Annotated in this window: 17 protein-coding genes; 8 read left to right on the forward strand and 9 right to left on the reverse strand. The window is 72.8% G+C overall.

The window, feature by feature from the left end; all coding sequences use genetic code 11:
* Window positions 1-44: 44 nt before the first annotated feature.
* A complete protein-coding gene (locus tag JQN84_RS15260; protein ID WP_204959056.1) occupies window positions 45-1,472 on the reverse strand; it encodes an FGGY family carbohydrate kinase in 1,428 nt (475 codons plus the stop codon).
* 230 nt (window positions 1,473-1,702) lie between these two features.
* Here JQN84_RS15260 and JQN84_RS15265 point away from each other — a divergent pair, with 230 nt between their 5' ends.
* Window positions 1,703-3,622, forward strand: a complete 1,920-nt coding sequence (locus JQN84_RS15265) for an anthranilate synthase family protein (RefSeq protein WP_204959057.1) — start codon at window positions 1,703-1,705, stop codon at window positions 3,620-3,622.
* Between the two features lie 76 nt (window positions 3,623-3,698).
* Here the strand turns inward: JQN84_RS15265 and wrbA are convergent, their stop codons facing one another.
* Window positions 3,699-4,316: an NAD(P)H:quinone oxidoreductase gene (gene wrbA / locus JQN84_RS15270; protein WP_204959058.1), complete on the reverse strand. Its 618-nt coding sequence runs from the start codon at window positions 4,314-4,316 to the stop codon at window positions 3,699-3,701.
* Window positions 4,317-4,402: 86 nt separating this feature from the next.
* Here wrbA and JQN84_RS15275 point away from each other — a divergent pair, with 86 nt between their 5' ends.
* Both JQN84_RS15275 and JQN84_RS15280 read left to right on the forward strand, forming a co-directional pair.
* Complete coding sequence (locus JQN84_RS15275; RefSeq protein WP_204959059.1) at window positions 4,403-4,894, forward strand: GNAT family N-acetyltransferase; 492 nt, start codon at window positions 4,403-4,405, stop codon at window positions 4,892-4,894.
* A gap of 251 nt (window positions 4,895-5,145) precedes the next feature.
* The gene (locus JQN84_RS15280; protein WP_372445992.1) at window positions 5,146-6,264 is read left to right on the forward strand and encodes a winged helix DNA-binding domain-containing protein; all 1,119 of its coding nucleotides are present in this window, start codon (window positions 5,146-5,148) and stop codon (window positions 6,262-6,264) included.
* A gap of 710 nt (window positions 6,265-6,974) precedes the next feature.
* Here the strand turns inward: JQN84_RS15280 and JQN84_RS15285 are convergent.
* The 4 genes from JQN84_RS15285 to JQN84_RS15300 are packed head-to-tail and all read right to left on the reverse strand — an operon-like array spanning window position 6,975 to window position 11,209.
* The gene (locus tag JQN84_RS15285) at window positions 6,975-8,180 is read right to left on the reverse strand and encodes an ABC transporter ATP-binding protein (protein ID WP_204959060.1); all 1,206 of its coding nucleotides are present in this window, start codon (window positions 8,178-8,180) and stop codon (window positions 6,975-6,977) included.
* Window positions 8,181-8,188: 8 nt separating this feature from the next.
* Complete coding sequence (locus JQN84_RS15290) at window positions 8,189-9,022, reverse strand: carbohydrate ABC transporter permease (protein WP_145920772.1); 834 nt, start codon at window positions 9,020-9,022, stop codon at window positions 8,189-8,191.
* A 1-nt stretch (window position 9,023) separates the two neighbouring features.
* Complete coding sequence (locus JQN84_RS15295) at window positions 9,024-9,923, reverse strand: carbohydrate ABC transporter permease (RefSeq protein WP_067308257.1); 900 nt, start codon at window positions 9,921-9,923, stop codon at window positions 9,024-9,026.
* Window positions 9,920-11,209 carry an ABC transporter substrate-binding protein gene (locus JQN84_RS15300; RefSeq protein ID WP_204959061.1) on the reverse strand — a complete coding sequence of 430 codons (1,290 nt, stop codon included), beginning with the start codon at window positions 11,207-11,209 and terminating at the stop codon, window positions 9,920-9,922. Before JQN84_RS15300 ends, JQN84_RS15295 begins: the two co-directional genes overlap by 4 nt.
* A gap of 360 nt (window positions 11,210-11,569) precedes the next feature.
* Here JQN84_RS15300 and JQN84_RS15305 point away from each other — a divergent pair, with 360 nt between their 5' ends.
* The 3 genes from JQN84_RS15305 to JQN84_RS15315 all read left to right on the forward strand — a co-directional run bounded on the left by JQN84_RS15305 (window position 11,570) and on the right by JQN84_RS15315 (window position 12,952).
* Window positions 11,570-11,752, forward strand: coding sequence for a DUF397 domain-containing protein (locus JQN84_RS15305; RefSeq protein ID WP_204959608.1), 183 nt, complete (start codon window positions 11,570-11,572; stop codon window positions 11,750-11,752).
* Window positions 11,753-12,197: 445 nt separating this feature from the next.
* Window positions 12,198-12,629, forward strand: a complete 432-nt coding sequence (locus JQN84_RS15310) for a RusA family crossover junction endodeoxyribonuclease (RefSeq protein ID WP_088647574.1) — start codon at window positions 12,198-12,200, stop codon at window positions 12,627-12,629.
* 47 nt (window positions 12,630-12,676) lie between these two features.
* Window positions 12,677-12,952: a hypothetical protein gene (locus tag JQN84_RS15315; protein WP_204959062.1), complete on the forward strand. Its 276-nt coding sequence runs from the start codon at window positions 12,677-12,679 to the stop codon at window positions 12,950-12,952.
* 54 nt (window positions 12,953-13,006) lie between these two features.
* On the opposite strand, the gene JQN84_RS15320 is transcribed toward JQN84_RS15315, so the two are convergent.
* The 3 genes from JQN84_RS15320 to JQN84_RS15330 form a co-directional block, all read right to left on the reverse strand.
* Entirely contained in the window at window positions 13,007-13,711 is a 705-nt protein-coding gene (locus JQN84_RS15320; protein ID WP_204959063.1) for a L,D-transpeptidase family protein, read from the reverse strand.
* Between the two features lie 411 nt (window positions 13,712-14,122).
* Entirely contained in the window at window positions 14,123-14,863 is a 741-nt protein-coding gene (locus JQN84_RS15325; RefSeq protein WP_204959064.1) for an HAD family hydrolase, read from the reverse strand.
* Between the two features lie 52 nt (window positions 14,864-14,915).
* On the reverse strand, window positions 14,916-17,654 hold the full coding sequence (locus JQN84_RS15330) for an MGH1-like glycoside hydrolase domain-containing protein (RefSeq protein WP_204959065.1): 2,739 nt from the start codon (window positions 17,652-17,654) through the stop codon (window positions 14,916-14,918).
* Window positions 17,655-17,699: 45 nt separating this feature from the next.
* Between JQN84_RS15330 and JQN84_RS15335 the strand changes: the two genes are divergently transcribed.
* Both JQN84_RS15335 and JQN84_RS15340 read left to right on the forward strand, forming a co-directional pair.
* Window positions 17,700-19,640 carry an amylo-alpha-1,6-glucosidase gene (locus JQN84_RS15335; protein WP_204959066.1) on the forward strand — a complete coding sequence of 647 codons (1,941 nt, stop codon included), beginning with the start codon at window positions 17,700-17,702 and terminating at the stop codon, window positions 19,638-19,640.
* Between the two features lie 142 nt (window positions 19,641-19,782).
* The gene (locus JQN84_RS15340) at window positions 19,783-21,114 is read left to right on the forward strand and encodes a glycosyltransferase family 4 protein (RefSeq protein WP_204959067.1); all 1,332 of its coding nucleotides are present in this window, start codon (window positions 19,783-19,785) and stop codon (window positions 21,112-21,114) included.
* Window positions 21,115-21,182: the final 68 nt, after the last annotated feature.

The following is a 21,182-nucleotide window of genomic DNA, read 5'->3' on the forward strand; positions in this document are numbered from 1 at the left end:
CACGACAGGGCGCCGGGTCCATCCAACCAGGCCAGACAGCCGTGTCAACGGGTCGACGGCGCATCCGGGCCGGCGGAGCCGCCTGCTCCGGGGGCCGGGCCCGGCGAGGGGTCCTCCTCCGTACGGCCGGTGCCGGCGAGCCGGTCCGCGTCGGGCACCCGACCCAGCGCGACCAGCGCGGCCCCGGTCGCCCCGATCTCCCGCTCGGCGCGGTGCCGGACCGGACGCGGCGCGAGCGCGGCGGCGAACGCCGTACGCCACCACGTGGAGGCGGTCACCGCTCCCCCGCCGAGCACCACCTCGACGGGTGCGTCGACCCCGGACTCCAGCACGGCGAGGTCGTCGGCGACCAGCCGGCACAGCCCGGTCATCAGCCCGGCGAGGATGTCCACCCCGGTGCTGGAGAAGCTGAGCCCGCGCAGCTCACCCGAGCCGGCCGGGGCCAGCCCGGGTGGCCGGTCCCCGCCGAGGCGGGGGTCGGTCGGGAGCACGCCGTCCGGCGCGATCCGGGCCAACGCGGCGTCGAGGTCGGGCCCCTGCGGCAGCCGCAACTCCCGGTCGGCCCAGGCGAACAGGTTCCCGCCGCTGGAGTAGGCCGCCCCGGTCACCACGTGCTCATGGTCCACCCGGTAACGCCACAGCGAGGCCGGCAGGGGTGGCAGCGGCGTCCCGGCCGGAACCCGCTGGACCAGCCGCACCGCGGCCGAGGTGCCGACGGTGACCGCCGCCCGGCGCGGGTCGACACAGCCCGAGCCGACGTTCGAGGCGGCCCCGTCGCCGACCGGGGCGGCCCAGCGCGCCCCGGCCAGCTGCGGCCACCGGCGGGCGTACCCGGCGCGCAGCCGGCCCTGCCAGTCCATCGGGGCCAGCTCAGGCAGCTCACCCGGCCGCGCCCCGGCCACCGCGACGGCCTCATCGTCCCAGGTCAGCCGGCTCAGGTCGAGCAGGCCGGTGCCGGAGGCCATGGACACCGACATGGGCGCGTCGTCGAGCAGGTGACCCAGGACGTACTCGACCAGGCCGGCGAACCGGGTCACCCCGGCCGTACGGTCGCGCAGCCAGGGCAGCCGCACCGACCAGTAGCAGCGGTGCCACCATGCCCCGGTACGCGCGTGGAAGCCCTCCGGGTCGGCCGGGCCGGACGTCCCCGGCGGCGGTGTGGCCCGGGTGTCCAACCAGGTCAGCACCGGGCCGAGCGGGTCACCGGAGCGGTCCAGGGGCAGCACCGAGTGCCACTGCGCGCAGACCGCGACCAACCCGACGTCGCGCAGGTGACCGGCGGCGGCCAGCTCGTCGAGGCACTCGGTGAGGCCGGCGAGGTAGCCGGCGGCGTCCAGGGTGCCCGTGCCGTCCCCGGCGACGGTCAGCTGCACCCGGCGACGGGCCAACGCTCCCGGCAGCGGATCGGCGTCGGCGTCGAGCACCAGGCCACGGACCGAGGAGGTGCCCAGGTCGAGAGCGAGAATGTTCATCGCGGGTCACGGTACCCGGCGGTACGGGTGGGAACGCCCTTCCCCGGCGGGGGCGCACCGCCTAGGGTGTCGGTATGCCCGCGCACCTGACCTGCTGGTGGCCCGCCGACCCGGCGGCCATCCCCCGCGCGTAGCTATCCACGCGGCCGCCCGACGAGGCGGCCGACGGTCCTCCCCCGGCACCCGGGGCCGCCCGACGACGAGGCGGCCCGACCCGGAGGAGAAACCCGATGACCCACCTCTACGACCTGCTCGCCGCCGTCGCCGACGGCGTCGACCCGGGCCCGTTCGCCCTGCTGCGCCGCGACGGCGTCGACCACGTGGACCTGTTCACCGGCCCGGTCGACGTCGCCGGGCGGCTGGCCGACCTGCCGCTGCCCGAGGGTGGTCCGGGCCCGCGCACGCTGGCGCTGGTGCCGTACCGGCAGATCGCCGAACGGGGCTTCGCGTGCGTGGACGACGGCGTCCCGCTGGAGTACCTGACCGTCACCGGGCACGCCACGCTGCCCGTGGCCGACCTGCTCGCCGCCCTGCCGGCCGGGCCGGTGGTCTGCGCCGACGCCGCCTTCGACGTCGACGACGACGGGTACGCCCGGATCGTCGAGCGGGTGCTGGCCGAGGAGATCGGTCGGGGGGCGGGGGCGAACTTCGTCATCCACCGCACCCTGCACGCCACCGTGCAGGGTGCCCCGTTGGGTGCCGCGCTGGCCGCGCTGGGCCGGTTGCTGCGCGACGAGCGGGGCGCGTACTGGACGTTCCTGGTACACACCGGCACCCGGACGCTGGTCGGCGCGAGCCCGGAACGGCACGTCAGCGTCCACGACGGGCTGGTCATGATGAACCCGATCAGCGGCACCTTCCGGCACACCGGGGCCGCCGCCGGGCGGGACGCGCTGCTGCGGTTCCTGCACGACCCGAAGGAGGTCGAGGAGCTGTACATGGTCCTCGACGAGGAACTGAAGATGATGGCCGGCGTGGCCGAGCACGGCGGGCAGGTGGTCGGGCCGTACCTCAAGGAGATGGCACACCTGGCGCACACCGAGTACCTGCTGGCCGGCCGGGGCACCCGCGACGTCCGGGAGGTGCTGCGGGAGACCATGTTCGCCCCCACGGTGACCGGCAGCCCGATGCAGAACGCCTGCCGGGTGATCGCCCGGCACGAACGGACCGGCCGGCGCTACTACTCGGGGGTGCTGGCGCTGCTGGGCCGCGACGCCGAGGGCCGGCAGACGTTGGACGCACCCATCCTGATCCGGACCGCCGAGATATCCCCCACCGGGCGGCTGCGGGTGCCCGTCGGGGCGACCCTGGTCCGGCACTCCACCGCCGCCGGTGAGGTCGCCGAGACGCACGCCAAGGCCGCCGGGGTGCTCGCCGCGCTGGGGCTGGGCCCGCAGGCGTCGACCGACGGGCCGTACCCGCCGGTGCGGTGGGCCGACGATCCCGAGGTACGGGCGGTGCTCGCCGCCCGCAACACCCCACTGGCCCGGTTCTGGCTCGACCAGCGTGGCCCCGGTGCGGCGGCGCTGCCCGGGGCGGCCGGCCGGCGGGCGCTGGTGGTCGACGGGGAGGACACGTTCACCGGGATGCTCGCCCACCAGTTGCGTGCCCTGGGCCTGACGGTGGACGTGCGGCCCTGGCACGCCCCCGGCCCCGACACCGGGTACGACCTGGTGGTGGTCGGCCCCGGACCGGGCGACCCGGGCGTGGTCGACGACCCGAAGATGGCCGCCCTACGCGGGTTGCTGAGCGGGCGGTTGGCCGCGGGGCTGCCCACCCTGGCGGTGTGCCTGGGCCACCAGTTGCTCAGCGGGCTGCTGGGGTTGACGCTGCACCGCCGCGCCGCGCCCTACCAGGGCCTGCAACGGGAGGTTCCGCTGTTCGGGGTGCCGCGAAGGGTGGGTTTCTACTCGACGTTCACGGCGCGGGCCGACGCCGACCGGATCGGGTCGCCGTACGGGCCGGTGGAGCTGGCCCGGGACCCGGCCGACGGGGCGGTGCACGCGCTGCGCGGGGCGACCTTCGCCGGGGTGCAGTTCCACCCGGAGTCGGTGCTCAGCCGCGACGGCCTGGCGGTGCTGGCCGAGCTGCTGGGTCAACTGCTGACCCGGCCGGCGCTGGCGGCGCACGGCGACCCGGTGGGCGGATAGCGCGGCGGGTGGACGGTGATCGGACGGGACCCCACCCGTCCGGTCCACCGTCCACCCGCCGGTGCGGACCGGCGACTCAGCCGGCGAGGCCACGCTTCACGGCGGCACCGATGCGGACCGCCCGCTTGGCGGTCAGCGCGGTGGCCGCGAGCGCCACGTGGTCCGGGGCGACCTCGCCGTTGTTGCTGGTGTGCGACGCGCCGTACGGGTTGCCGGCGACGAACTGGCTCGGGTCGGTGTAGCCGGGGGTCACCACCACGCCACCCCAGTGGTAGAAGATCGTGAACAGCGACAGCAGGGTCGACTCCTGGCCGCCGTGCGAGGTGGCGGTGGAGGTGAAGCCGCTGTAGACCTTGTCGGCCAGCGCGCCGTTGGCCCACAGCGGGCCGGTGGTGTCGATGAACTGCTTGAGCTGGGCGGCGATCATGCCGTACCGGGTGGGTGAACCGAAGATGACCACGTCGGCCCAGGCCAGGTCGTCGATCTCGGCCTCCATCACATCCTGGGTCTCCAGGCGGTGCGCCTGCCAGCCCGCGTTGGAGCGGATCGCCTCGTCGGGCGCCAGCTCCCGTACCTTGCGCAGGCGCACCTCGGCCCCCGCCTCACCGGCGGCCTCGCAGGCCGCCTGCGCCATCTGGTAGGTGATCCCGGTCGCGCTGTAGTAGATGACCGCTACCTTGACCTGGCCGTCCATCGTCTGTGTCCTCCTCGGTTCGGGTCAGCTCCCGCGACTACCCGGTGCTTGCCGGGTCAAACATCCGCCCATGGCATGATCCGGACATGCAGCTACGCGCCGCGACCCCGGGGGACTGGCCGGCGATCTGGCCGTTCCTGCGCGAGATCGTGGCGGCCGGCGAGACGTACACCTGGCCGCGCGACGTGGGTGAGGACGACGCCCGCCGACGCTGGATGGTCGCCCCGCCCGGCCGCACGGTGGTCGCGGTGGACCACGACGCGTCGGTGCTGGGCACGGCGAAGCTGGTCGCCAACCAGGAGGGTCCGGGCGACCACGTGGCGAACGCGAGTTTCATGGTCGCGCCGGCGGCGTCGGGCCGGGGCGTCGGTCGGGCGCTCGGGGCGTACGTGCTGGAGCTGGCCCGGCGGGACGGCTACCTGGCGATGCAGTTCAACGCGGTGGTGGCCAGCAACACCCGGGCGGTGGCGCTGTGGCGGTCGCTGGGGTTCACGGTGGTCGGCCGGGTGCCCGAGGGGTTCCGCCACCCCGCCCTCGGCCCGGTCGACCTGCTGGTGATGCACCGCCGAATCGACTGACCTGCGGCGGGGCGTCGCGTCCCCCGGTCGGCCGTCGCACCCGGACGGCACCGGCGCGGCTCAAGATTTGCGCAAGTTCCAGCCGGGAACGCTCCCACGGGTGGGCCCGGCGACGATCCTGATGGGCACGGATGCCGGGGATAGCGGAAACCGGTGACCCGGGGGGACCTGCACGGGGGACCGCGCTCCGCCGGTTCGGCAACCGGCGTAGCGCGGTCAGGGGTGTCCGCCGGGTGTCGGTGCCTGCTCCTATGCTGACCGGCGTGGTGGAGCTGACCGGCGACGAGGCGTTGACGTTGCGGATGACCGCGTTGGCCCTGCGGGAGCACCCGGCCGGCCGCCCGTCGGGGGTCGCCGGCGTGGTGGAGTGGTTCGGGGCGATGCAGGCGCAGGACGCGGCGAGCGGCCTGTGGTCGCTGGGGTTGCGACTGCCCGGCCACACCGAGGCCGACGTGCGGGCCGCCCTGGAACGCCGCGAGGCGCTGCGTACCTGGCCGATGCGCGGCACCGTGCATCTGGTGCCCAGCCGGGACGCCCGCTGGATGCTCGACCTCACCGGCGTACGGGCGCTGGCCGGCGCGCCGGCCCGGCGGGCCGTGCTGGGGCTGGCCGAGGCCGAGGCCGACCGGGCCGCCGACGTGCTCGGCGCGGCGCTGGCCGGCGGCGGCCGGTTGACCCGCGCGCAGTGCCTGGACACCCTCGCCGCCGCCGGGGTCGACGTCTCCGGTCAACGCGGCTACCACCTGCTCTGGTATGCCAGCCAGCGGGGCGTCACCTGCATCGCCCCGCACGTGGGCACCGAGCAGACCTTCGCGCTGCTCGACGAGTGGGTCCCCGACCCGCACCGGCCCGAGCGGGACGAGGCGCTGGGCATCCTGGCCGGGCGTTACTTCCGCAGCCACGGGCCGACGACCCGGCGCGACTTCACCGGGTGGACGGGGCTAGCCGCCGCCGACACGAAACGGGCCGTCGCGGTCGCCACCGACGCCGGGACGCTGACCACCGTCCGGGTCGACGGGGTGGAGTCGCACCTCGACCCGGCGCTGCTGGACGCGCCCCGGCTGCCGGTGGACGACGTGCACGTGCTGCCCGGCTTCGACGAGTACCTGCTCGGTTTCAAGGACCGCACCCTGATGGTCGAGCCGGCACACCTGAAGGCGGTGATCCCCGGCGGCAACGGCGTCTTCCAGTCCACCGTGGTGCGCGCCGGCCGGGTGGTGGGCACCTGGAAGCGCCGCCTCGCCCGGACCAGGGTCACCGTGACAGTGCAGCCGCTGGTCCCGCTGGACGCGTCGACCCGGCAGCGGGTGGAGGTGGCGCTGGAGGGTTATGCCCGCTTCCTCGGCCTGCCGCTGCACCTCACCTGGTAGGTCCGCACCACCGCTCCCCAGGCCACCGGCGCTGCCGGCCCGCCGCGTCGCTGGTCCCCCGGTCCCGACATTCCTGAACGGCCTGCCGCATGACGGCGGCGCCCGCATCCGGCGGCACGCCACCTGCGGGGCGGGTGACGGGTGACGGTAGGTCACAGACGGACACCATGCGCCATCAGCGGCTCCATGACCGAGAGTGACCGTCGGTTATCCGCCGCCCTCCGGCCCAGCGCCCCACGGAACACGCGAAATAAACCTTTGAGCTGGGATTTTGTCGCAACGCCCCGCCGACCACCACCAACCCCTCGCGGAGACTTTGCTCTGCTGCCGTCGACGCGACAGCTACTCGTCGTGGCTGTCGCGTCGACGGCAGCAGAGCAAAGCGTCCGGAGGTGATGGGGTGCGCCCGGGCATAATGTCACTGTCCGTGTCGATGGGCACGGGTGGGTAACGGGCTGACGGGCGGGCGACGAGACAGGAGGGTGGGCCGGGTCCCGTGGCACGGGCGGGAGGCCGGACAGCTGAGGGGCACCGAGGCAGCGGGCGGCGCGGGGCGGCAGAGCAGCAGGGCGGCGCGGAGCAGCGGGCCACCTGGGCAGCGGGCCACCTGCGCGGCGGAGCAGTAGGGCAGCAGAGCAGGGGGATCGGTGGCCGCACGCCGCCGGGGGGCGGGTAAGCGTGTGGCCACCGATCCGGGGTGAGGGGACGGGTCAGTCGCCGAGTGCGCCGGCCGACCGGCCCTCGTGCAGGGTCAGGTTCCGGCCCGTCGACGGGTCGAACAGGTGGATCTTCTCCAGGTTGAACCAGACCCGCCGGTCCTCACCCTCCTGCACCGGCGACTCAGCCGACAGCCGGGTCACCAGGTTGCCCCCACCGCCGCTGAAGTCGGCCCCGGCGTCGGCGGCCAACTCCTCCAGCTCGGCGGCGCTGGCCCGCTGCCCCTCGACGGTGAAGTAGACGTACTTGTCGGAACCCATCGACTCGACGATCTCGGCGGGGGCGGTGAACTCCATGCCCCGGGCCCGCGCCTCGTCGTCGATCAGCTCGGCGTCCTCGAAGTGCTCGGGGCGGATGCCGAGGATCAGCTCCCGGGGCGCGTCGGCCCCCTCCAGTTGCCGGCGGATCCGGTCACCGATCGGTACGTCACCCAGGGCGGTGCGCAGCTTCCCGTCCTCGACGGCGGCGTGCAGGAAGTTCATCGACGGCGAGCCGATGAACCCTGCCACGAACAGGTTGCGGGGGTGGTCGTACAGCTCCTGGGGCGGGCCGACCTGCTGGATCGCGCCACCCCGCATGATCACCACACGGTCGCCGAGGGTCATCGCCTCGGTCTGGTCGTGGGTCACGTAGACGGTGGTGGTGCCGAGCTTCTTCTGCAACCGGGACACCACGGTGCGCATCTGCACCCGCAGCTTGGCGTCCAGGTTGGACAGCGGCTCGTCCATCAGGAACGCCTTGGGCTGCCGGACGATGGCCCGGCCCATCGCCACCCGCTGCCGCTGCCCACCGGAGAGGTTGGCCGGCTTGCGGTCCAGCAGCGGGGTCAGCTCCAGCACCTTCGCCGCCTCCTCGACCTTGGCGGTGATGGTCTCCTTGTCGAGTTTGGCCAGCCGCAGCGGGAACGCCATGTTCTCCCGGACGGTCATGTTCGGGTACAGCGCGTACGACTGGAACACCATCGCGATGTCCCGGTCCCGGGGCGCCTTGTCGTTGACCCGTTCCCCGCCGATGCGCAGTTCCCCGGAGCTGATGTCCTCCAGCCCGGCGATCATGTTGAGGGTGGTGGACTTCCCGCAGCCGGACGGGCCGACCAGGATGACGAACTCACCGTCGGCGATCTCCAGGTCGACGTCCTGCACCGCGACGGTGCCGTCGGGGAAGCTCTTGCTCACCTTGTCCAGCACGATGTCAGCCATTTTGTCACCTATCCCTTGACGGCGCCGGAGGTCAGACCGGAGACGATGCGGCGCTGGAAGAAGAGCACGAACGCGATGATCGGAATGGTGATCACCACGGCGGCGGCGCAGATCGCCCCGGTGGGGTCCTCGAACTGCGACTCGCCGGTGAAGAACGACAGCGCCACCGGCACCGTCCGGGCCCGCTCGGTGGAGGTGAGCGTGATGGCGAACAGGAAGTCGTTCCAGCAGAAGATGAAGACCAGGATCGCCGTGGTGAACAGGCCCGGGGCCGCCAGCGGGGCGATGACCCGGCGGAACGCCTGCCCCTGGGTCGCGCCGTCCATCTTCGCCGCCTTCTCCAGGTCCCAGGGGATCTGCTTGAAGAACGCCGACAGCGTGTAGATCGCCAGCGGCAGGGCGAAGGTGATGTACGGCAGGATCAGCCCCGGCCAGGTGTCGAAGAGACCGAGCTGCCGTTCGATCTCGAACAGCGGCGACACCAGCGACACCTGCGGAAACATCGCGATCAGCAGGGACACCCCGACCAGCAGGCGCTTGCCGGGGAAGTCCAGCCGGCTGATCGCGTACGCGGCCATCGCGCCGAGGACCACCGCGATGAGGGTGGCGATCAGGGCGATGCCGATGGAGTTGACCAGGGCGCGGACGAACTGGTCGGTGTCGAAGATGGTCTTGTAGTTGTCCAGCGTCCATTCCCGCGGCCAGAACTTGCCGTCGGTGAGGGTGGCCGGGGTCTTGAACGACAGTGAGGCGATCCAGAGCACGGGGACCAGGGCGAAGACGACCACGATGACGTCGATCAGGCCCCAGCGCAGCTTCGCCCGGGTGGTGGTGTCGGCCATGTCAGCGCCTCTCCCCGTCGTCGCTGCCCGGGGCAGCGGTGCCGAACAGCTTCACGAAGACGAACGCGATGATCGCCACCGTGATGAAGATCAGCACGGACATCGTGGAGCCGATGCCGAGGTTGAGCCCCCGGATCAGGTTGTTGTAGGCGAGCATCGACACCGACGAGGTCTCGTTGCCGCCGTTGGTGAGCACGAAGATGTTGTCGAAGACCCGGAACGCGTCGAGGGTGCGGAACAGCAGCGCGACCAGGATGGCCGGCTTCATCACCGGCAGCATCACCTTGGTGAACCGCTGCCAGGCCGTCGCCCCGTCGGTGGAGGCCGCCTTGAGCAGGTCCTCCGGGACCAGCGCCAGCCCGGCCATCAGCAGCAGCGCCATGAACGGGGTGGTCTTCCAGATCTCGGCCAGCATGATGATCGCCAGCGAGCTGGCCCGTTCGGTCAGCGGGGCGCTGCCGTCGAACAGGTTGGCCAGGTAGCCGGTGCCGGGCGTCCAGGCGTACCGCCAGGAGAACGCGGCGACGACCGTGACGATGCCGTAGGGGATGAGCGCGGCGGTCCGCACGATGCCCCGGCCGACCAGGGTGCGGTGCATGACCAGGGCCAGCCCCATGCCGAGCACCAGCTCCACCGCGACGGTGACCACCGTGATCAGCATGGTCACCCCGAACGCGGTCCACCAGAACTCGTTGCTGAGTACGGTGACGTAGTTCTCCAGCCCGATGAACTCGCGCTGGTCGGGGAAGCGCAGGTCGAAGCGCTGCAACGACAGCCAGACCGAATAGATGATCGGGTACGCGGTGACCAGCACCATGACCAGCGCGGCCGGGGCGCAGAGCAGCCAGCCCAGCTTCCGTTCGGCCTTCTTGTTCTCGCTCAACGGGGCACGCCGGCTCACGGCAGGACCCCCTTGGACTGGAGCGCGTCGGAGATCGCCTCGCGTAGCTCCTTGGCGGTCTGCTCCGGCCGGATCGCCGACGGCGGCGACAGGATCGCCGACATCACCGTGGAGATGCTCTGGTACGCGGGGGTCAACGGGCGGACCGCCGGCTCCTTCAGCTCCTCCAGGATGGTCTCCTTCATCGGGTACGCCTCATCCATCTCCGGGTCGTCGTAGACCGCCTCGATGGTCGGCGGCACCCCGTCGTTGACCGCGGAGAACTTCTGGTTCTTGGCGTCCCGGATGCACTTCGCGGCCTCGAAGGACTCCGTCGGGTGCTTGGAGTAGGCGCTGACCGCCATGTTGATCCCGCCGATGGTGACCTTGCTGGGGGTGTTCGCGTCGATGCCGGGCACCCGGGCCCACTTGACCTTCTTGGCCAGCTCCGGGTCGGCCTCCTGCAACGCCGGGTAGACGAACGGCCAGTTGACCTGGAACGCGCCGTTGCCGGACTGGAAGTCGAGCCGGACCGGATCCTCGGTGGAGTTGCTGAACGACGGCGACGTCACGCCCGACGTGGCGAACCGCTGGAGCTGGTCGAGGGCCTTCACGGTGCCCTCGTCCATCACGGCCTTCTTGCCGTCGTCGCTGAGGATCTTGCCGCCGGCACTCTCGGCGAGCGTGTTGTAGAGCACCACCAGGCCCTCGTACTGCGCGCCCATGGTGAGCACCCGGTACGGCTTGCCCTGCCCCTTGAGGTCCTTGGCGGCGGTGATCATGTCGTCCCAGGTGGTCGGGGCCTGCGGGACGAGGTCGCTGCGGTACCAGAGCAGTTGCACGTTGGTGTTCTTCGGCGCCCCGTAGAGCTTGTCCTCGTAGCGGGCGGTGTCCAGCGGGCCCGCCAGGGTGCCCTGCTCAACCTCGCTCTTGTCCTGCCCGGTCCACTCGCGGATCCACTTGGCGCTGGCGAACTCCTGGGTCCAGGTGACGTCGAGGCCGAGCACGTCCATCCCGGTGTCCTCGGCGGCCAGCCGGCGGACGAGCTGCACCCGCTGGTCGTCGGCCTGCCGGGGCAGCACCCGGTAGGTGATCTTGTAGCGCCCCTCGGCGCGGGTGTTGCAGTCGTCGACGACCTTCTGCAGGTTCTGCTCGGGCGGGTAGTACAGGTTGATCGTGGGCGTACCACCGCCACCGTCATCGGCGCCGCACGCGGCCAGCGGCGCGACCAGCGCCAGCGCGGCGGCGGCCGCCCCGGCCCGGAGCACCGGCCGACGCCGGTGTCGGGCCGTTCCGGGGTCCGTCATCGCCCCTCCCCTCTCTTCGGCGAAAACCGGGGAGGTCACCCGCGCCCTGCCATCAGGCCGGTGAAGTGCGGAAACGCGCCGCCCCGGGGTGTTCCGTGGGCCTACACTGCCCGACCTGCGAAGTCATGAAACCTGTCGGTAACCGAAGTCGGGGCGGACGGGCCGGGCCCGCTGCGGGAGCGTCACCGGCGTCCGGGTCGTGCCCGTCCGAGCGGTTTCAGTGCCGGACTCTCGCCTAGGACAGGAAACGTTCGGTCATCCGCGCGACGCTGGCCGGTGGCCGGTTCGCCCCGGACGACGTCGACCGGATCGTGGCGTCCCGGCTCGAACGGCAGGCGAGGAAGTGGCGAAGTCATGGACATGATGACCCCGCAGTGGCGGAAGTCGACCAGGTCCGGCAGCAACGGCGGATCGTGCGTCGAGGTCGCCGACAACCTGCCCGGCCGGGTGCTGGTGCGCGACACCAAGGACCGCGAGGGCGGCACCCTGCACTTCGACCGCACGGCCTGGACCGCGTTCGTCGGCTACGCCAAGCGGCACTGACCAGGTCGGCCGACCCGGCTCCCCCGCACCGCCGGGAGCCTGGTCGGCCCCGGCTCGCCCCGCTCCTGGTCGCCCGCCCCGGCCGGCAAGATCGACTCAGTTGGAGCGGTACAGCGGTATCGCGGTGTGGCGGACACCGCAACATCGACCCCAAGGAGTCGATCAACCGCGCCGCCCCCGTCCCGGCCGGCATCGCGCGGCCCGACCCGCATCGCGCGTCCCGTCGGCTTGTCGACGACTGTCCGGATGGCGGGCGCGGTGGGCTGTCCCGGGCGTGCCGTGTGCACTAGCGTTGATGCACTCACTCCACCAGCCAGCGCGTCGCCGTCGTAGTCGATACGCCTCCGGCCGACATCAGCCTGCCCGTTCGGTGGGTTCTCCCGCGAACTCCCACTGCGCGCCCCCGCTCCGGGCAGGATCGTCCTCAACGAGGAGGTGCCCCGTGGTGCAGGACACCCGCGCTCTCGCCCTGACGTTCGAGGTGAGCGGCCTGCCACCGGTGAAAACCGAGGCGCTGTCCATCTTCGCCGCCGGCCATCGGCAGGCGACGAGGGTCCGCGCCCTGCTCGAAGCGGCCTGTGCCGCGGCCCAGCAGACCGGCTGGACGCCGCTGGCCGGGCCGGTCGAGGTCGACCTGATCCTGCGGTGCCCACCCGGGCACCGCACCTCCGACGCCAGCACCCTGCTGGGCGGGGTGTGCGCGGTGCTCCAGGACAAGAAGCGGGTGGCCAACATCGGGTTGGCCCACCTCGGGGTCCTGGTCGACGTCGCGCTCTACACCGACGACCGGCAGATCCGCCGGTTGTCGTACCGGGAGGAACCGGCGGAGAACCTCTCGTACCAGGTCCGGGTGGCCGCCGCGCCAGCCGTGGTTTGACCGACGCCCGCGGTGGGGTACCGCGGACGCCGACGAAGGGAGCACCGATGTCGGAGCCACATGTCACGCTCGACCCGCGCGGGCTCGACCCGGTGCAGCAGAAGCTGCGCGGCCCGTTGGAGGATCAGCTGACCTCGGCGCTGCAGGCCGCCACCGACCGGGTCCGCGCCAGTTACGCGGGCGAACCGGTCGAGCAGGTCTGCCAACGGCTGCTCGAGGAGACCCGATCCGGGCTGCACCCGGACATCGCCGCCGGTTTCCGCCCCGACATGGACGAGTTCTGCCGGGTCGCGGTGGCGATCGTCCGCAACGAGATCTCCTGACCCCCCGGCGGGGTCGGCGTCCGCCTGCCCCGCCGGAGGCTGAACCCCGGTCGGTCAGTAGCGGCCGAGGTTGGCCGCCGGGCAGATCACGATGCGTGGCGCATGCCGTGGGTCCAGCCAGCGCAGCACCGACACCAGGTCGGCGTGGGACAGGCTGACGCAGCCGGCGGTCGGACCGCCGGCCGGGGTGCTGAACTCGTGCAGGAAGATGCCGCTGCCCGCGTCCGGCACCGGCTTCGCCACGTTCGGCGGCATGTTGTAGGTGATCACCGCGAAGTGGGTGTACGCCGGCACCTCACGCCACAGGGCCTCGCTGTAGCCGCCGGGGTTCGTGCTGCTGTGCTGGAAGGTGTTGTAGGCCGGCGAGTCGGGGTTCTCGTTCCACCAGTCGTTCGTGACCACCCGGTGGTACGGGAACCGGACGCCCGGGTCGGCGGCGATGCCGTACATGGTGGGGCCGAACGAATACACCCCGGTCGGGGTGGTCGCCACCCCCTCGGTGTGGTGGTCGCTGAAGCCCTTCGCGCCCAGCCGGGCGGGCAGCGGGGCGGAGACCGGCACCCAGTGGCCGCCCGCCCGGTGGAACGTCTCCAGGGTGGCGTAGGTGGTCGAATAGCCGGTGCCGGTGACGATGACGACCTGCCGGGTCGCGGCGGGCAGGGTGGTCAACCGGGAGGCCCGGTTCGGTGGCGGGACCGGCCGCTCCCGGCCCGTCGCCGGGTCCGTGTCGCGCCCGTCCGTCCCGGGTGTGGTCTGCATTCCGCCCATGATCGCACCGCCGGCGGTTCTGCGACGCCCCACCCGCCCCGGGGCGGGTGGGGCGCGTCGCGCGGTGGGTGGGTCAGGGTCGGGTCCGCAACTCCCCGACCCTGACCGCCAGCCGTCCGGCCCGGCAGCGGGTCGCGCCGGTGCGGGCGCGACGGGCGGGTCAGGCCGTTGCGTCGGGCCCGGCACGCGGACCAGGCCCGCCGGCACTCAGCTCCCCGGTGCCCCGGTTCCGGACTTCGGCGCGCTCCCGACCACCCCGATCGGTCGTGAACGCCGGCCCAGGTTAGGCAGCCGCCGGAGGGCCGGGCAAGCAGGCCGACGGGGTCGCTGAGGTGATTGCCGCCGGGGCGCAATTGCGGCATTCCGACGTGACACGGCCAGCCGGCCGGACGCTGTTGGCTCTCAGAAGTGGGCGAGCAGATCGGGGAAGGCGGCCAGCCGCATCACCCCGGTGTCGGCCGGGTCGAGGTCGTCGTCCTCCAGCACCCAGGTGTTCTCGTTGGGGATGAAGACCGCCCGCATCCCCGCCGCCCGCGCCGGCAGGATGTCCGACTTCGGGGAGTTGCCGATCATCCAGGCGTCGGCCGGGGCGAAGCCGTGCTCCCGGGCCAGCCACCGGTAGGTGCCGGTGTTCTTCTCGGCCACGATGTGCGCCGCGCCGAAGTGGTGCAGCAGGCCGCAGGCGTCCAGCTTGCGCTGCTGCTCCTCCCGGTCCCCCTTGGTCAGCAGCAGCAGGTCGTAGCGGGCGGCCAGGGCGTCGAGGGTGTCGGCGACCCCGGGCATCAGCTCGACCTCATGGTTGACCAGCGCGGTGGCCAGCCGGTCGATGTCCGCGCGTTCCCGGTCGGTGGCCGGGCGCTCCCGCAGCCGCTCCAGGCACTCGCCGAGGCTGCGCAGGAACACCTTGCTGCCGTAGCCGTGGGCCACCGCGTTGGCCCGCTCGATGTCGTCGAGCACGGTACGGATCTGGGCCCGGTCGAGGGTGGGGTGGTCGACCCAGTCCAGGAAGTCGTCGATCACCCGCTCGAACAGGATGTTGTTCTCCCACAGTGTGTCGTCCGCGTCGAAGATCAGCGTCGTCGCGCGCCCACCGGCGACCGTGCCGGCCCCGTCCGACGTCGCCCCGGTCACATCCGCACCCATCCCGGCTCCTCCCCGATCCGTCGGCCGCCCGGCCGGGCGGCCGACGGACACGCTAGCGGCCCGGCCCGCCCGGCACATCCGGGTTGTCCCGGCGCAGGGTCAGGATCAGGTCGGCCACCAGCGCCGTCCACCCGGTCTGGTGCCAGGCCCCGAGGCCCGCGCCGTTGTCGCCGTGGAAGTACTCGGGGAACGCGATCAGGTCCCGCCAGTCGGGATGGGTCTGGAAGAGCTGACACGCACCGTAGATCGGCCGGCGGCCCCAGCCGTCCCGGGTGAACAGGGAGATCAACCGGACGGAGAGGTCGTCGGCGATCTCGTCCAGGGTGCACTTGCGCCCCGACCGGGTCGGGTACTCCACCTGGAGATCGTCGCCGAAGAACGCCGCGTAGTCGCGCAACGCGCTGATCAGCAGGAAGTTCGTCGGCATCCAGATCGGGCCGCGCCAGTTGGAGTTGCCGCCGAACAACCCGCTCGTCGACTCGGCCGGCTCGTAGCCGACGCAGAACTCCTGCCCGCCCAGGTCGACCGCGAACGGCTTGTCCAGGTGCGCCCGGCTCAGCGTACGCAGGCCGTAGTCGGAGAGGAACTCGTCGGGGTCGAGCATCCGGGCCAGCAGCCGGACCACCTGCTCCGGGCCGACCATGGACAGCAGCCGTTGCTGGCGGCCGTCCGGGCCGAGCCGACGGGACCCGATCACGTCGGCGTACTCGGGGCGTTGGGTGAGGAACCAGCGCAGCCGGGCACCCAACTCGGGCAGGCGGTGCAGCGTACGGGCGCTCAGCCGGGTGGTGGCCGCCAGCGGCAGCAGCCCCACCACCGAGCGCACCTTCAACGGCACCTGGCTGCCGTCGGCGAGGCGCAGCACGTCGTAGAAGAACGCGTCCTCGGCGTCCCACAGCCCCTGCGAGTAGCCGGCGGCGGCGATGTAGGCGAAGTGCTCGAAGAACTTCGTCGCGGTGTCCACGTACGCCCGGTCGTGCTCGGCCAGCACGATCGCCATGTCCAGCAGGTTGAGGGCGTACATCGCCATCCAGCCGGTGCCGTCGGACTGCTCCAGCACCCCGGCCACCGGCAGCGCCGCCGAGCGGTCGAACGGGCCGACGTTGTCCAGCCCGAGGAAACCGCCCTCGAACAGGTTGTTGCCGCCGGTGTCCTTGCGGTTGACCCACCAGGTGAAGTTGAGCAGCAGCTTGTGCATCACCCGGGCGAGGAACTCGTGGTCGCGCCCGCCGTCGATCTCGAACACCTTGAGCGCCGCCCAGGCGTGCACCGGCGGGTTCACGTCACCGAACGCCCACTCGTACGCCGGGATCTGGCCGTTGGGGTGCAGGTACCACTCGCGGAGCAGGAGCAGCACCTGGGCCTTGGCGAAGCCCGGGTCGACCCGGGCGATCGTGACGCAGTGGAAGGCCAGGTCCCAGGCGGCGTACCAGGGGTACTCCCACGGGTCCGGCATGGAGATCACGTCGAAGCTGGTCATGTGCCACCAGGCGCTGTTGCGCCCGTGCCGGCGGCCGGCCGGCGGCGTCGAGCCCGGATCGCCCTCCAGCCACCGCTTGACGTCGAAGTGGTAGAACTGCTTGCCCCACATCAGCCCGGCGATCGCCTGCCGGGCGACCAGTGCCTCGTCGGCGCTGGCCGCGGCCGGGATCACCCCGGCGAAGAAGCGGTTCGCCTCGGCCCGCCGGGCCCACACCACCGCGTCGAAGCCGGCACCCAGCTCCGCCGGGGGCGGCGCGGCGGCCCCGGGCGGCGGCGCGGTGCGGGTCAGCCGCAGCCGGATCTGCCGCTGCCCGCCGGCCGGCACGTCGAGCACGTAGTGCAGGGCGCCCTTGGTCCCCTCCCGGTCCGGGTTGACGGTGGCCGCGCCGGCCACCACGTGGTCGTTGATCCCGTCCTTCGGGTACGGCGAGCGACCGGCCAGCCCCCACAGCCGCTCGGCGTTGGTGTCGTTGTCGCACAGCAGCGGGGTCGGCTCACCGTCGCCCTCCAGCAGGAGCTGCCCCAGCACCCAGTGCTCGCCGACCAGCCGACTGCCCTCGCCGGCCAACCGGGGCACCCGGTCCGCGCCGGGCGGACCCCAGGCCCAGGTGTTGCGGAACCACAGCGTGGGCAGCACGTGCAGGGTGGCCGCCTCGTCGCCCCGGTTGGCGACGGTGACCAGCATGCACAGGTCGGTCGGGGACGCCTTGGCGTAGTCGACGGTGACCGCCCAGTACCTGTCGTCGTCGAAGATGCCGGTGTCGACCAGCTCGTACTCGGTCTCGTCCCGGCCGCGCAGGGCGTTCACGGCGACCAGTTCGTCGTACGGGAAGGCGGCCTGCGGGTAGTGGTAGCGCCAGCGCATCCACGAGTGGGTCGGGGTGCTGTCGAGGTACCACCAGTACTCTTTCGCGTCCTCGCCGTGGTTGCCGCCGTCGCCGCCGAGGCCGAACATCCGCTCCTTGAGGATCGGGTCGACGCCGTTCCACAGCGCCAGCGCGAAGCAGAACGTCTGCCGGTCGTCGCAGACGCCCGCCATGCCGTCCTCGTTCCACCGGTAGGCTCTGGACCGCGCGTGGTCGTGGGGGAAGTAGTCCCACGCCGTACCGTGCTCGCTGTAGTCCTCCCGTACCGTCCCCCACGCCCGCTCGGACAGATAGGGACCCCATGCGCGCCAGTCCTGCTCCCCGGCGTCGGCCTGGGCGAGCCGGAGCCGCTCGGCGTCGGGGGACGGGGTGTCGGAGGGCGATCTGTCGGTGAACACCTGCACATTTTCGACGCCGCCGGGGTACTTGACCACAGCGGTCATTGTCGTCGTGGCGTGTTACACCTCGCCGCCACAGGAGGAAAGAAGTTGATCGAGTTCGGTTTCGGGCCGGGGGTCTGCGGTGAACTGGCCGACGGGGCGACCCGGGAATGGCTGGTCACCGACGGTCTCGGCGGATACGCCATGGGCACGGTGAGCGGGCTGCGGACCCGCCGCTACCACGGTCTGCTGGTGGTCGCCGGGGAAACTCCGGCCGCCCGCCGGGTGGGACTGGTCAGCCTGGACCCGGCGGTGGTCCTGCCGTCCGGGGCCCGGGTCCGGCTCGGCGCGCACGAGTGGAACTCCGGGGTGGTCGACCCGCGCGGCTTCGAGTACCTGGAACGTTTCGACCTGGTCGACGGGCTGCCCCGGTGGCGGTGGCGGATCGGCGACGTGGTGATCGAACGGGAGCTGGCCATGACGTACGGCCGCTCCGCCGTGGCGGTGGTGCACCGGCTGGTGGCCGGCGGCCCGGTCCGGCTGGACCTCTCGGCCGCCTGCACCTGGCGCGACGCGCACGGCGAGCGGCGGGCCGACGGCCCGACGCCCCGGGTGGAGCCGGCCGACGGCGGCGCGGTGGTCGAGGGCGCTTACCGCCTCGCCGGCCCGGACTGGACGCCCGAGGGGCAGTGGTGGCTGGGCGTGCACCACCGTGAGGAGGCCGCCCGGGGGCTGCACCCCGACGAGGACCTGTGGTGCGCCGGGCGGTTCTCCGGCGCGCTGGACCGGCCCGGGGACACCGTGTCGGTGCTGGCCTGGGCCGGTGACCTGGCCGAGGAGCCGCCCCCGGCGACGCAGGTGGTGGCGGCGGCCCGGCAGCGGAACCGGGCGGTCGCGGCGGCGGCGAAACCGGCCGACGCGGTGGACGCCACCCTGGCGCTGGCCGCCGACGCCTTCGTGGTACGCACCGCCGCCGGGCCGGACGTGGTCGCCGGTTACCCGTGGTTCGGCGCCTGGTCGCGGGACACGATGACCTCCTACGAGGGGTTGTTCCTGTGCACCGGGCGGGCCGACGAGGGGCGGGAGCTGCTGCGGTCGTACGCGGCGACGCTGTCGGAGGGGATGCTGGCGAACACCGCCGACACCGGTCGGGTGGAGTACAACACGGTCGACGCGACGCTGTGGTTCCTGCACGCGGTGGGCCGGCACGTCACCGTCACCGGCGACACCGACCTGGGGGACGAACTGCTGCCGGCGCTGCACGGGGTGGTGCGGGCGCACCTGGCCGGCACCCGGTACGGCATCGCCGTCGACCCGGACGACGGGCTGATCACCCAGGGCGGCACCCCGGGCACAGCGCTGACCTGGATGGACGCCCGGGTGTACGGGGTGCCGGTGACCCCCCGGGTCGGCAAGCCGGTCGAGGTGAACGCGTTGTGGATCAACGGGTTGGCCGGGTTGGCGGAGCTGACCGAGCTGGCCGGGCAGGACCCGGACGAGCTGTGGCGGCTGCACGACCGGGCCCGGGAGGCGTTCGGCAAGCGGTTCCCCACCCCGGCGGGCTGGCTGCACGACGTGGTGGACGCGCCCGCACCGGCGTACCCGCTGGGTGGGGCGGCGCACCACGACGACGACCTGCTGCGCCCCAACCAGCTGCTCGCCTGGTCGCTGCCGTACGCGCCGTTGGAGCCCGACCCGGTGGCGCTGCGTCGGGTGGCGGCCGGGCTGTTCACCCCGTTGGGGCCGCGCAGCCTCGCCCCCGACGCGCCGGAGTTCGCACCCCGGCACCGGGGCGGGCCGGCCGAGCGGGACGGCGCCTACCACCAGGGCACGGTCTGGCCGTGGCTGGTCGGGCCGTTCGTCGAGGCGTACCGCAAGGCCGGGCTGCCCACCGACGACCTGCTGGTCGGTCTGGTCGGACATCTGGGGGAGTTCGGCCTGGGCTCGGTGAGCGAGACGGCGGACGCCACCGCCCCGCACGCCGCCACCGGATGCCCGTTCCAGGCGTGGTCGGTGGCCGAACTGCTCCGCGTCCGACGGGCCCGATAGGCACCCGTTACACACCGGCAACGGTGGCGTCTCCGCTGGTTATCCGGCCGTCGGCAGGATTGGCCCCGAACCCGGGCCAGCGCAGGACACCCTCATGGTGTCCTACCGGCGCGCGCCCAGGACACCACCCGAAGGGGGCCGCATGTCACCAGACGCCGACGTGATCGACATCCACCCCGCCCGGCACCAGCGGGTGCTCATGCTGTCCTGGGAGTACCCGCCGGTGCTGGTCGGCGGCCTCGGCCGGCACGTGCACGCGCTGGCCACCGCCCTGGCCGCCGCCGGGCACGAGGTCACCGTGGTCACCCGGCACGCCGAGGGGGCGCCCCTGGAGGAGTACGCCGACGGCGTACGCGTCCTGCGCGCCCCCGAGGATCCGGTGACCTTCCCCTTGGCCACCGGGTCGCTGCTGGCCTGGACGATGGCGTTCAACCACACCCTGACCCGGACCGCCCTGCGGGCCACCGACTCCGCCGGCTACGACGTGATCCACGCCCATGACTGGCTGGTCGGGCACACCGCCGTCACCCTGGCCGAGCACCTCGACCTGCCGCTGGTCACCACCATCCACGCCACCGAGGCCGGCCGGCACCAGGGCTGGCTGCCCGGGGAGCTCAACCGCACCATCCACGGCGTCGAGCACTGGATCAGCAACGCCTCGACCCGGGTGATCGCCTGCTCCGGCTACATGCGCGCCCAGGTCAGCCAGCTGTTCGACGTACCGGCCGGGCGGGTCGACGTGGTGCCCAACGGGGTCGACGACCGGGCCTTCCGGGCCCGGCCCCGGGCGGTCGCCTCGGCCCGCGCCCGGTTCGCCGGGGACGGCCCGCTGGTCGGCTACGCCGGTCGGCTGGTCTACGAGAAGGGCGTCCAGCACCTCGTCGACGCCGTGCCCCACCTGCGCGACCGGCACCCGGGGCTGCGGGTGGTGATCGCCGGAGACGGCCCGTACAAGGACGAACTGGTCGACCAGGTACGCCGGCTGCACGTCGACGACAGCGTCCGGTTCACCGGCTTCCTCGACGCCGGGCAACTCCCGGCGATGCTCGCCGCCACCGACGCGACGGTCGTACCGAGCCTCTACGAGCCGTTCGGCATGATCGCCCTGGAGGCGGCGGCGGCCGGTGCCCCGCTGGCGGTGGCGAGCACCGGCGGGCTGGCCGAGATCGTCGAGTCCGGGGTCACCGGGGTCACCTTCCCGCACAGCGACCCGGGTGCGCTGGCCGGCGCGGTCGACCGGCTCGTCGGCGACGAGGTCTTCGCCCGTCGGGTGGCGCGGCGGGCCCGCACCATGGTCGGCGAGCGGTACGGCTGGGCGGCCATCGCCGCGCGTACCGCGGGCAGCTACGCCACCGCCCGCCGCGAGCACGGCGGTTTCCAGGCCCGGCGGGCGGCGGGTCTGCTGGCCGGCGGCCGGCAGCGGATCACCATCCCCGAGGGCAACCTGCTGCAATGGGACGGCGCGGCCTGCTGACCGGATCGAGACCAGACAACCGATAGGTCCGTCCCGATCCATTGGCTACGGTGTACCTCGGCCGATGG

The organism is Micromonospora humidisoli, assembly GCF_016900955.1.
In the GTDB taxonomy this organism is placed as follows: Bacteria; Actinomycetota; Actinomycetes; order Mycobacteriales; family Micromonosporaceae; genus Micromonospora; species Micromonospora wenchangensis.